Origin of the sequence: Noviherbaspirillum soli (assembly GCF_015352955.1) — a bacterium.
In the GTDB taxonomy this organism is placed as follows: Bacteria; Pseudomonadota; Gammaproteobacteria; order Burkholderiales; family Burkholderiaceae_D; genus Noviherbaspirillum_A; species Noviherbaspirillum_A soli.
In genome coordinates this window covers 1-12,633 of record NZ_JACYOX010000071.1, presented here as the reverse complement: position 1 = coordinate 12,633, position 12,633 = coordinate 1, and the positions used below count along the sequence as shown (strand labels likewise).

General features: G+C 57.1%; 8 protein-coding genes. 6 read left to right on the top strand and 2 right to left on the bottom strand.

All coding sequences use genetic code 11. The annotated features are described in order from the left end of the window. Positions 1-115: 115 nt before the first annotated feature. Together IGW04_RS24705 and IGW04_RS24700 are read right to left on the bottom strand one after the other, a co-directional pair. Positions 116-2,329: a S8 family peptidase gene (locus IGW04_RS24705; protein ID WP_194715756.1), complete on the bottom strand. Its 2,214-nt coding sequence runs from the start codon at positions 2,327-2,329 to the stop codon at positions 116-118. Between the two features lie 268 nt (positions 2,330-2,597). Beyond that, complete coding sequence (locus IGW04_RS24700; RefSeq protein ID WP_194715755.1) at positions 2,598-3,572, bottom strand: AAA family ATPase; 975 nt, start codon at positions 3,570-3,572, stop codon at positions 2,598-2,600. A gap of 344 nt (positions 3,573-3,916) precedes the next feature. Here IGW04_RS24700 and IGW04_RS24695 point away from each other — a divergent pair, with 344 nt between their 5' ends. From IGW04_RS24695 to IGW04_RS24670, 6 genes are read left to right on the top strand one after another with little or no spacing between them, the layout of a single operon-like run. Beyond that, positions 3,917-4,852, top strand: a complete 936-nt coding sequence (locus tag IGW04_RS24695; protein ID WP_194715754.1) for a helix-turn-helix transcriptional regulator — start codon at positions 3,917-3,919, stop codon at positions 4,850-4,852. Further along, entirely contained in the window at positions 4,836-7,304 is a 2,469-nt protein-coding gene (locus tag IGW04_RS24690) for a type I restriction-modification system subunit M (protein ID WP_407672182.1), read from the top strand. Before IGW04_RS24695 ends, IGW04_RS24690 begins: the two co-directional genes overlap by 17 nt. Next, the gene (locus IGW04_RS24685) at positions 7,304-8,713 is read left to right on the top strand and encodes a restriction endonuclease subunit S (protein ID WP_194715758.1); all 1,410 of its coding nucleotides are present in this window, start codon (positions 7,304-7,306) and stop codon (positions 8,711-8,713) included. The genes IGW04_RS24690 and IGW04_RS24685 overlap by 1 nt, the downstream gene beginning before the upstream one ends. Beyond that, positions 8,706-11,696, top strand: coding sequence for a type I restriction endonuclease subunit R (locus tag IGW04_RS24680; protein WP_228527380.1), 2,991 nt, complete (start codon positions 8,706-8,708; stop codon positions 11,694-11,696). The genes IGW04_RS24685 and IGW04_RS24680 overlap by 8 nt, the downstream gene beginning before the upstream one ends. Before the next feature lie 10 nt (positions 11,697-11,706). Then, the gene (locus IGW04_RS24675) at positions 11,707-12,243 is read left to right on the top strand and encodes an SLATT domain-containing protein (protein ID WP_323744904.1); all 537 of its coding nucleotides are present in this window, start codon (positions 11,707-11,709) and stop codon (positions 12,241-12,243) included. A gap of 4 nt (positions 12,244-12,247) precedes the next feature. Further along, complete coding sequence (locus IGW04_RS24670) at positions 12,248-12,517, top strand: SMODS domain-containing nucleotidyltransferase (protein ID WP_228527379.1); 270 nt, start codon at positions 12,248-12,250, stop codon at positions 12,515-12,517. Positions 12,518-12,633: the final 116 nt, after the last annotated feature.

The following is a 12,633-nucleotide window of genomic DNA, read 5'->3' as shown; positions in this document are numbered from 1 at the left end:
CTTCCAGCCAGCCGCGTTCGTCCGCCGTCAACTTCAGCACATATTTTCGGTTCATTGCGATCTCCTTCCCGACAACCTCCCGTTAGATCGCTTTAAAACCGAAAAATGTCCTGTGTCAGACTACTAGTGAATAGCGCGCTTCCGCGCCGTGTTGGGCTGCTTCCTTCCAGTCCTTCCACCATCCTCCCACGGGGAAAACAGCCACTTGAGATTTTGCTGCTAATTGGATAGAGGTACCCGTCCAAATGTCGGAATGGACGGAGCCCCGTGAGCGGAGTTGGGCGCCAAATGTCCAATCGGCTATATCGGGGTCACCGTGCGCGCCATCACTGTCTGGATTGCGCTCCAACTTGTTCACGCGGGCCATGAATTCTTCATCTGTCTCCGTCGCTGCCTTGACGGCAAATCGCAACGCATGGGACTGGTATCGGAATTTGCTTTGCCATCCACGCTTGCTGGGATTGGGTTCGATGAAATAGGAAAGGGTAATGCGAAGCGTAACCTCTGCCTCGCCCAGCGCTGCCAGTTGCTCTTTCGGCCATGGCAAGTCATGGAGCTGCATTTGTCCTAGCCGCACAGCCCCGCCATCCAATCGGTATGGGGAAAAGGATCGCTGCACGACCAAGGTGGGGCGGCGGTTAGTGGAGTAACCGGAATTTTCCAAGCTGACCATCCCGTAGCCAAAAGTATTGAGCAAGGCTTCCTTGTCTCTTCGCCGTGGCGGAAAGCCTAGTTTGTCGCGCATTGCCTTGGTGTACCTGGCCCCATGGATTACGAGCGCCCGGATTGTTTCCGGCCAAAAATCGGGATAAGCGGCATTCAAATGCGCGCAGACTCTGGCGACTTGTGCGGCGGCCGCACTTGTGTCGCCCGACTCGGCGAATGGCCTATTGAAAGGATCGCGCGACGTGGTCAATAGCCGTAATGACTCGGGGCCGACTGACACGTGAAGGCTATGTTCAAGACTGCCGTTTCCGCCTTCCGCGACGACGTCAGGCTTGTAGGGCCATGGCCGCTTCCACAACAGCGCAGTAGTAGACGCCGGAGAAAGCGCGCCCGCAGGTGCGATAGGCTCGTAGTTTGGATAGCGAGCCTTGTCTAGCTCGGTTAGTTGAGTGGCGGCGCCCACAGTCAAGGCGTTCCAGGCCTGCGCGGGGTTGTGAATCGGACTGAGGCTATTCCTATTCGGGTAGTCTCCCCAGTCTTGCCACGGCAAATTGCCGGCCGAGAGCACGAACAGGCGCTGCACCCTCAAGTCGTCATCCTCTACGGGAACACCTCCTACCTCGAGCGGAGGCCGCCCGAAAGCCAACTGGTCGATGCTTGCCGACCACTCCGACGGTTCACCGATGTTCGTACCGCTTGAAGTGGTCATCATCGCGAACGTTCGCCGGCGTTCGGCATGCTGCACTTCGACGCGCCCCACGGCTTCTGTGCACACAGCGCCATACAAGTGAGGCGGGTTCTCGCCATCATTCGGCCAAATCTTCACTGACTCGAGACGATGCGGAATGCTCACCTGTTCATCCGAGGCCAAAGCGGGGGTCAAGTCACCGTATAGCGCCAGTCCAGCCATCTCAGTGCCGTGCCCAACATGGTCGTCTGCTGGCCAATCGGGGTGGACCGTGTGCATATCGTCGGCATCCAGTGCATCACGCAGCAGTGGGTGTCCACGGTTTACGCCCGTATCGAGGAGAGTGACGAATGGCGCAGCGTGCTCGTCAGCATGCACCGTCCGCGCGGCCAATTGCTCAATCCATTGAGCCTGCTCGGACGGCTTCAAATTCGCCAAGAAGAATTCCGCGGTAGGCTCAACGCTGCGGATCTCAGCCACCATGTCCAGAAGCTGGAAAGCATTTTCCAGGGCTTGCCGAGTACTTTGCACCGCCACTACTACCCTTCCAGGAAAGGTGACATGGCCAGGTTCTACTATTATGTCCAGCCGTGCGGCCAACTCAGCGAATTCATCCCTCGTCGCCTGGGCCGTCCTGCCGGACTGGCGCAACCAAACTTGGTACCACCGGACTTCCTCACTAGGGGGCTGAGGCGCGTTGTCGGTCCAAAATTCCCCGAATGCCGCGCGACGAACATTTTCAATGGCGTTAATTAGGTTCGCGTTGGCTGGCTTCGTATCGGCCCGATTATTTTTTTGTACATAATCCTCGACGCGGCGCTCGAACGCGGTAAGCTTGCCGTCCGGGACATGGAGGGTCACGATGTCGAATGCGTCCCCGCCGGAGACCGTTAGCACTTCAATGCCCTCTCTCTTCCATTCGAGGGTCTTCGGATCGAGCGAGCCCTTAGGGCGGATTTCGATGGCGACAGTCATGCCCCCATGGCCAGGTAGCTCGAGTTCTGCGCGCTGTTGTCTCAATTCCGCAGATTGACGAACAAGAGACTGGACCTGTTGAAGCAGATGGCGCCCATGCGCTCGCCGGCTACGCTGGGGAGCCGCTTCGCGTTGGACTGACAATGGAGACTTGAAGTCGCTGGAAGTTACAAAGCCATCTACAAAGAGGTGTGGGAGCGCTTGGTCGGGCATGACGGCTGGAAAGATGTTTTATTCCAACCATTGTAACTTACAGAAATGAAACTTTTTAGAGGCTCTTTCTCTGGGAGCGCTCTTCAAGATGCTGGATGACCTCGTCGAAGGAAACCATGTCGCGGTCATCCATAATGGCATCTTTTACTGAGTCCGAGCAGGCCTTGACGATATCAGCATGCGACTCTCCTTGCCCATGCTTAGCGAGCGTTGCGTAGTCCAGATTGGGCGGCGAAAAAAGGGAGAGCTTGTTCCTAAGCAGTAGTTCGACCTGCGCTTCATCGGGAGAGTCGTATTGGATTATGTCGTCGAACCGGCGGAAAAGCGCCTTGTCGAGATCCTTCGAATGGTTGGTTGCCGCGATGAGCAAGCTGTCCGACGTGTCTTGCTCAATTAGTTGCAGGAACATATTTAATGTCCTTCTCATCTCGGCGACATCGTGCTGGCTTCCTCGTTGCAGGCCGAGAGAGTCAAACTCGTCAAAAAAATATACCCCGCGAGTCGACTTCAGCGCGTCGAACACTAGTCTCAACTTTGCCGAGCTTTCGCCCATGAACTTCGTGATCAAGCTATCGAAACGCGCGGTAAAGAGGGGCAAACGGAGCTCTCCTGCGATTACCGCAGCGGTCATCGTCTTGCCGGTGCCTGGTGGTCCGATGAGTAGCAGCTTGCGCCGAGGGCTCAAACCATGCGCCTTCAGCCGGTCGATATTGCGCTGTTCGCGCAGAACGCGTTGCAGTTTTTTTTCGACCGAGCTCGACAGCACCATCTGCTGTAAGTGCTCCTGCGGATAGTGGACGGTCAAGAGCTCACTTAGCTCCCCCTTGGGCTGCGCTAGGGGAATGGGTTTATTTACGAAACTGGTTTTTTTCTTCGCCTCGTCGATGAGGTCGCGCAGTTCTGCCGCGAGCTTCGTGTGCCCACGATGTGCTTCATCCGCAGCCATTTGCATGGCCACGGCATAAAAATGTTCCTTGTTGTCGCCTGCATAGGCGCGCAACAAAGCCTTCATTTGATCAGAACGGGCCATAAGTGGTCCAATGTTGCATAAGGACAATAACAAAGAGGTGCCGAAGTATGCCTATGAATTGTAGCAACTTCAATAAATAGACTTGGAATTACCGGCTTCGTTCGTTGCGCAGATCTATAGGAAAAGGCTGAAGAGCACTCCACAACTGAACCAATAAAATCAGTTGTGGAGCGCCCTCCAGACCTATTATGTTGCATTTCAGTCAGCAACTGCGCATAGATTTTATTGATGAAAACTTAAGTGACAAGTATTATGTCATCAATTTGATTAGATATGGTGCTTAATTCTGATTTGATAAGAGGCTGACTCTGATCTTGCCATTGCTTATTCTGGATGAGAATTCCGTGACCACACGTCCACAACGCGTCGAGAGCTTGAGCCATGCCCAGCAGGAGCGGTTGGCTTACATCGACTTTCGCCTCTACTTTGTGGGTGAAATCGGGCGCCCCGACTTGGCGAACCGTTTTGGGGTGGCTCCTGCCGGGGCAACGCGTGATCTTGCGCTCTATCGGGAAATCGCGCCACAGAACATCGAGTTCGACGGCAGTAACAAGATCTACCGGATCGGCAAGACGTTCGTCCCGATTTTCGACCACGCGCCTCAGCGTGTCTTGTCGGCGCTCGCGCTTGGGTATGGTGATGGCGTAAACGTCGAATCGCACTCCCTGTTGCCGTGCGAATGGCCCGCCGTCTTGAGTAGCCCACGGATAGACGTACTGGCGCCGATTTGCCGTGCCATTCATGCCAAGCGACCAGTAGCCATTCGCTACTACTCGATGAGCAACGGAGAGTCTGGGCGAGTCATCGTTCCCTTTGCGCTGGTTGACACCGGCCTGCGCTGGCACGTCCGCGCCTTTGACAGGAAGTCTGGCCAGTTCCGTGATTTCGTTCTTACGCGAATCGAAGCCCCCCAGTTGCTTGACGAAGAGCCTAAGGCCAACGAGCGCTCTGACAACGACATTCAGTGGACGCGGATCGTGGAGTTGGACTTGGTGCCGCACCCGCGCCTCGCCCGTCCCGAGATCATCAGGATGGACTACGGGATGACCGATGGCTCTATCCGGATGCGTGTCCGAGCTGCGGTCGCAGGCTACATGCTGCTGCGCTGGAGCGTTGACGCATCGCCTGATCACAGTTTGAAGGAAGAGCAGTACCGTCTGTGGCTCAGCGACCCGCTAGCCCTGTACGGCGTGGAGAACGCAAAGCTGGCACCAGGGTATCGTCCTCCGGCAGCGCAAAAAATAATTGGAAAGACAGAGAACGATGGCCAAGACACTTGAAGTGCACGACAAGCGGATCCGGGAGATCGTCGAGGGCAACTACGCAAGGACAGGTTTAATGAAACTCGCAAAACAACAAGACCAAAGCAACCTGAAGTGGGTTGCCGACTTCATCTGGAATATTGCGGATGACCGCCTGCGCGACGTATATGTGCGTGGCAAGTACCGTGACGTCATCCTGCCGTTCACCGTTCTCCGGCGGCTGGACGCCGTGCTGGAATCGACCAAGCAATCCGTGCTGGAGCGCAAGAAGTTCCTTGACTTACACAACGTGGCCGAACAAGACGGCGCACTCCGAATGGCGTCTGGGCAGGCGTTCTACAACACATCAGAGTTCACGTTGGGAACGCTAACTGCCAGCGGACAAGGACAACGTCTTCGCGACAATTTCGTTGATTATCTGGACGGTTTCTCACCGAACGTTCAGGACATTTTGTCTAAGTTCAAATTCAGAGACCAAATTCAAACGATGGTCGAGGCCGACATTCTCGGCCACTTAATCAACGATTTCCTCGACCCTGAGGTCAACCTCTCTCCACTGCCGGTCAAAGATGTTGACGGCCGGATTAAACTGCCCGCACTCGACAACCACGGCATGGGCACGGTGTTCGAGGAGTTGATTCGCCGCTTCAACGAGGAAAACAACGAAGAAGCTGGCGAACACTTCACCCCGCGCGACGTGGTCAAGCTGATGGCCAAGTTGCTGTTCCTTCCGGTGGCCGACCAAATCCAGTCCGGCACCTACCTGCTGTACGACGGCAGTTGCGGTACGGGCGGCATGCTGACCGTGGCCGAAGAAGCACTGCACGAACTGGCAAAGAGCCATGGCAAGGAAGTTTCGATTCACCTGTTTGGGCAGGAGATCAACCCCGAGACCTATGCTATCTGCAAGGCCGATCTGTTGCTCAAGGGCGAGGGCGACGAGGCGGAAAATATTGTCGGTGGCGCAGACAAGTCCACGCTCTCGGCCGACCAGTTCCCGTCACGCGAGTTCGACTTCATGATCTCCAACCCGCCTTACGGCAAGAGTTGGAAGACCGACCTCGACCGAATGGGCGGCAAAAAGGAATTCAGCGACCCTCGCTTCATCGTCAATCACGGCGGCGATTCCGAGTTCAAGCTCATTACCCGTTCCAGCGACGGGCAGCTGATGTTCCTGGTGAACAAGCTGCAGAAGATGAAGCACAAAACGCCGTTGGGCAGCCGCATCGCGCTGGTACATAACGGCTCCGCCTTGTTCACTGGCGACGCGGGCCAGGGCGAGAGCAATATCCGCCGCTGGGTGCTGGAGAACGACTGGCTTGAGGCTATCATTGCCCTGCCGCTCAATATCTTCTATAACACCGGTATCGCCACATACATCTGGGTGCTGGCCAACAAGAAGCCCGCGCACCGACGCGGAAAGGTGCAACTGATCGACGCTTCGCAGTGGTTCCTGCCGATGCGGCGCAATCTCGGTAAGAAGAACTGCGAGCTGGCGGACGCGGACATTGAACGCATCCTGAGGCATTACCTCGACCAGCCGCCCGCTGACGCGGAAGCCGCAAAGGCAACGCCCGAATGCAAGTGGTTCGACAACGCTGACTTCGGCTACTGGAAGATCACGGTTGAGCGCCCGCTGCGACTGAAAAGCCAGCTCAAGCGTAGCGCCATCGAGAGCCTGCGCTTTGCCACGGGCGACGAGGCGCTGCGCAGTGAGATTTACGCCAAGCACGGAGACAAGCTGTACACGGACTTCAACGCCATCAAGGCCGAGATTGAGGCGTGGCTGAAAGGTGACGATGGCGACGAGGAAGCCGACGACGAGTCGGACGACGAAGATGCCAAGGCCACTAAGAAGGCCGTGCCGGAGAAGCGGCGTAAGAGACTGCTCGACTCCGCGACGTGGCTGCGCGACAAAATCTTGGTGGAACTGGGCAAGCTGGCGCAGCAGGAACTTGGCGAAGGCGTGTTCGACGATCACAACGAGTTCCGTGCGCGTTTCGAGGCTGTGATGAAGGCGCACAACAAGAAGTTGGGTGCGCCCGAGAAAAAGGCTATCTACAAAGCGGTCAGCTGGCGCGACGAAACGGCACCGCCCGTTATTGCCAAGCGCAGCAAGCTCAAGGCGACAGAGCATTTTGAACCCGGCTACGACGGGGCGTACCTGGTAACCGTGGGCCAGGATCGCTTCATGGTGGAGTACGAAGCCGACACCGATCTGCGCGACACCGAGCAAGTGCCGCTCAAGGAACCCGGTGGTATCGAAGCTTTCTTCGTCCGTGAGGTGCTGCCCCACGCGCCGGATGCTTGGATCGCAATGGACGCCACCAAGATCGGCTACGAGATTTCGTTCGCGCGCTACTTTTACAAGCCGACCCCGCTGCGCACGCTCGAAAAAATTCGCGCTGACATCCTCAAGCTGGAGGCGCAAACCGATGGTCTGCTGCACAAGATCGTGGGGGGGGCGTGATGGCCGTGCAGGCAACGTATCCCGTCTACCAGGAGTCTGGGCTTCCTTGGGTTCCCGAGGTGCCACAAGGCTGGAATGTGCTGCGCAATGGTCGCCTGTTCGCTCATCGGGTACAGACGGGCTTCCCCGAATTGCCCATTTTGGAGGTGTCCCTGCGCACTGGCGTGCGTGTGCGTGACATGGAAAATCTCAAGCGCAAACAGGTGATGAGCCAGAAGGAGAAGTACAAACGCGCAGCCAAGGGCGATATCGCCTACAACATGATGCGGATGTGGCAAGGCGCACTCGGCCCCGCACCGGTCGATGGTTTAGTCAGCCCCGCCTATGTGGTCGTCAAACCATTTGAGGAAGCCAACAGCGCCTATTACAGCTATTTGTTTCGCACCGACGCCTACATGCGCGAAGTGAACAAATTCTCACGTGGCATCGTGGCTGATCGCAACCGGCTTTATTGGGACGAATTTAAGCAGATGCCGTCTTTGGTGCCGCCGCGCTCGGAGCAAGACCAGATCGTAACCTACTTGCGGGCGCAGGATGCCCAGATTGCCCGTTTCATCAAGGCTAAGCGCGATCTCATAGGCCTGCTTGACGAGCAGAAGCAAACTATCATCGAAGGTGCGGTTACGCAGGGTCTTGATTCCGCCACGAAGAAACGCGACTCGGACATCGATTGGATTCCGCGTATCCCAGCGCATTGGGAAACGTGCAAGCTCAAACACATTGCCATGTTCAATCCGTCGCGCTCCGAGAGCGCCGCGCTTCGTCTGAGCGATGAGTCGGTTTCATTCCTGCCGATGGAGTGCATCACGACGGACGGGAAGCTACAGAACGTCGAGAGCAGAAAGGTTACTGAGGTCTGGGAGGGCTACACCTATTTCCGACGTAACGATGTCGTGATGGCCAAGATCACACCGTGCTTCGAGAACGGTAAGGGCGGACTGCTCGACGCGTTACCGACAGACATCGGCTTCGGTACGACGGAGTTCATTGTGCTCAGGGCTGCTCGGCGAATTCGGCCCGCGTTCTTGGCAAAGCTCTTGTCGCTCAAAACATTCCGAGTTCTCGGGGCTGATGCCATGACAGGCGCCGCAGGCCAGCAGCGTGTGCCGCTCGACTTCGTCAAGAACTTCCGTATCGCTTTACCGTCGCTCAACGAACAGGATGAAATTCTGAGCGCACTACAAACCGCGACAGCAGGACAAGATGCCGCTATCGAGAGAATTCGGAGCGAGATCGCTCTGGTCCGCGAGTACCGAGATCGCCAGATTGCAGATGTCGTTACTGGCCAAGTGGATGTACGCGGCTGGGTACCGGGCCCGGACGATGTAGTGGCCGAGGAAGATCTGGTGGCGTTGGTCGGCGACGAAGAAATCGATACCGACGGGGAGGAAGACGATGGCGATGACTGACACCAGCGAGAAGGGATTGGAGGCCCTGATCGTCCGCGACCTCTGCATCATTGGCGGCTACGTGCAGGGGCAGCCCACCGACTATAACCGCGACGTGGCGGTGGACGTAGTGCAGTTGCTGGCGTTTCTGCAAGCCACGCAGCCGACGGTCGTCACCGCACTTGAGCTGGCAAACGAGGGCATCAAGCGCACGCAATTCCTGCACCGCATCCAAGGTGAGATCGCCAAGCGCGGTGTGGTGGATGTGCTGCGCAAGGGTGTCAGCCATGGCCCGGCGCACGTCGACCTGTACAAACTGCTACCCAGTCCGGGCAACGCTAACGCCGCCGAAAACTTCGGCAAGAATATTTTCAGCGTCACCCGACAGCTGCGCTACAGCAACGATGAGTCGCAGCTTTCGTTGGACATGGTGATCTTCATCAACGGCCTGCCGGTGCTGACCTTTGAGTTGAAGAATTCGATGACCAAGCAAACGGTTGCCGACGCCATCACGCAGTACCAGGCCGACCGCAATCCGAACGAGTTGCTGTTCCAGCTTGGGCGCTGCGTTGCGCACATGGCACTGGACGACGCGGAGGTGCGGTTCTGCCCGCATCTCACCGGCAAGACCTCCTGGTTTCTGCCGTTCAACCAGGGCTGGAACAGCGGCGCGGGCAATTCACCCAACCCGCACGGCTTGAAGACTGACTACCTGTGGAAGCAGGTGCTGCAAAAGGACTCGCTGGCCAACATTATCGAGAACTTCACACAGGTGGTGGAAGAGGAAGACGAAAAGGGCAAGAAGCGACGTAAGCAGGTGTTCCCGCGTTTTCATCAGCTGCGTACCGTCCGCGCCTTGCTGCGCCGCTCGCGCGAGGATGGGGTCGGCAAGCGCTACCTCATCCAGCACTCGGCGGGCAGCGGCAAGAGCAACACCATCGCGTGGCTCGCTCACCAGTTGGTCGAGCTCAAGGCCGCCGCCGATGCGATGCTGGCGCAGTTCGATTCGGTCATCGTCATCACCGACCGCCGTGCGCTGGACACCCAGATCGCCCGCACCATCAAGAGCTACGACCATGTGGCGTCGATCTTCGGCCATTCCGAGGACGCTGCCGAGCTGCGCACCTTTCTGCGCAAAGGCAAGAAAATCATCGTGACGACGGTGCAGAAGTTTCCGTTCATCCTCGATGAGCTGGGCGACCTCGGCAGCAAGAAGTTCGCGTTGTTGATCGACGAGGCGCATTCTAGCCAAGGCGGCAAGACCACAGCCAAGATGCACATGGCCTTGTCGGGCGCGACTGGTGACGATGAGGACGACGAGGAGTCCGTCGAGGACGCCGTCAACAAGCTGATCGAGTCGCGCAAGATGCTGCCGAACGCCAGCTACTTCGCCTTCACTGCCACGCCGAAGAACCGGACGCTGGAGTTGTTCGGCGAGCGCTACATGGAAGGTGGCGAAGCGCACTTCCGCTCCCCGGAGGAGTTGACCTACACGACTAAGCAAGCGATCCAAGAGGGCTTCATTCTCGACGTGATCGCCAATTACACGTCGGTGGACAGCTTCTACCACGTCGCCAAGACGGTGGAGGACGACCCGGACTTCGACAAGGTCAAGGCGCTGAAGAAGATTCGCCACTACGTCGAATCTCACGACAAAGCCATCCGCAAGAAGGCCGAGATCATGGTCGATCACTTCGTGGCGCAGGTGGCGGGCAAGCAAAAGATCGGTGGTAAGGCACGAGCAATGATCATCTGCAACGGCATTGCCCGTGCCATCGACTATTACCGCGAAGTGTCGGATTACCTCACCACGATTAAGAGCCCGTACAAGGCCATCGTGGCGTACTCGGGCGACTTCGAAATCGGCGGCGTGAAGAAGGCCGAGGCCGACCTCAATAATTTCCCGAGCAAGGACATCCCGTCCAAGCTCAAGCAAGACCCATATCGCTTTCTGATCGTTGCCAACAAGTTCGTCACCGGCTTTGACGAGCCGCTGCTGCACACGATGTACGTGGACAAGCCGCTGGCGGGCGTGCTGGCGGTGCAAACGCTGTCGCGCCTGAACCGGGCGCACCCGCAAAAGCGCGACACCTTCGTGCTCGACTTTGCCGACAACGCCGAGGCGGTTAAGACGGCATTCCAGGACTATTACCGCGCGACGGTGCAGGTCGGCGAAACCGACCCCAACAAGCTGCACGATCTGAAGAACGATCTCGATGCGAAGCAGGTGTACAGCTGGCAGCAAGTTGAGGACTTGGTGGCGCTCTACGTCACTGGTGCAGACCGGGATAAGCTCGATCCCATCCTCGATGCCTGCGTTGCCGAGTACATCGACAACCTGAGCGAAGACGACCAAGTCGAGTTCAAAGGCAAGGCTAAGGCCTTCGTGCGCAGCTACGGCTTCCTTGCTGCGATCCTGACTTACGGTCACCCGGCGTGGGAAAAGCTGGCCATCTTCCTGAACTTCCTGATTCCCAAGCTGCCGGCCCCGAAGGAGGAAGACCTCTCAAAGGGCGTGCTGGAAGCCATCGATATGGACAGCTATCGGGTGGAGGCGCAAGCGTCGCTGAAGATGTCGATGGACGATGCGAATGCTTTTATCGAACCGCCCCCGCCTGGCGGAGGCGGCGGTGGTGGCACGTCCGATATCGACAAGCTGTCGAACATCATCAAAGCCTTCAACGACATGTTCGGCAACATCGAGTGGAAGGACGGCGACAAGATTCGCAAGGTGATCACCGAGGAGATTCCCGCCCGCGTAGCGCAAGACAAGGCCTACCAGAACGCGCAGGCCAACTCCGATAAACAGAATGCGAAGCTGGAACACGATAAGGCGTTGAATCGCGTGGTGCTGGAGCTGATCTCTGACCACACGGAGCTGTTCAAGCAGTTCAGCGACAACCTTAGCTTCAAGCGCTGGCTGACCGATATGGTTTTCGACTCGACGTATCACCCGGGCACAGTGCCGCCGAAGGTGCCACCGCAGCCCGGGGCATCGGCATGAGGATAACCAAGTGGAAGAGAACGAAATGACCGGGAAAACCCCAGTCGATCAAGCCAAGATATCCGCGCTTCGTAGAGAGGCTGAGCGCCTGGAAGAAGACACCCTTTATTCGAGCAAGGGGCATTTCAATGCCGAAGACACATGGGTGCAGCGCAACTACTGGTTAGGTGTTCCGGCAACTGCTCTCGGGGCCGTCGCTGGAGCGACGCTGATCAAGAGCCAACCTGAGTGGGCGACAGCTTTCACCCTTCTTGCATCGTTACTCACTGGGTTGATGACTTTTCTCAAGCCCAACGAGCGCGCTGCATTGCACCGGGCTGCCGCTGGTCAGTTCCTCGCCCTTCGCAACGAGGCACGGTTTTTCCGGGAGATCGAACTGCTTCAGTCTGATCGACTGGACGAGCTTTCCGAACGACTGAAGGTACTTTCAGCTGCGCGCAATGAGTTGAACTTGAAGAGCCCCAGCATTCCGCGTCGCGCGTTTGTCGCTGCGCGAAAGGGAATCGAAGAAGGTGAAGCAACCCACAAAGTGGATAAGGGGAACTGACAGGATGTCGGTATTGAGTTTTCTGACAGCCACGGCCAGTAGTGCCGTGCTTTCTGCAACCGAGCAGTCATCAATTGCGACCTCGATCACTACGCTTCAGTCTCGGATGGCGTCATACTTTGACAGCAGCGCAATTGCGCAGCATTTCCGCTTTGGATCTTCAACGCGAGGCACGATCTTGCCCCGGTCGATGGATGAGAAGTCCGACATCGACTACATGGTTGTCTTCAGCGATACCAGCGCCACACCGCAGACGTATCTAAGGCTACGCTGAACAAGCCTTCTTTTTTCGGTGACACTGATCTATATGGTCGGATCTGGATAAAAAGGACGGTTTAGCGCCTTATTTATAGCCCTTTAGGGGCGGTTGCTTCAGGCTTTTCAGCCTGC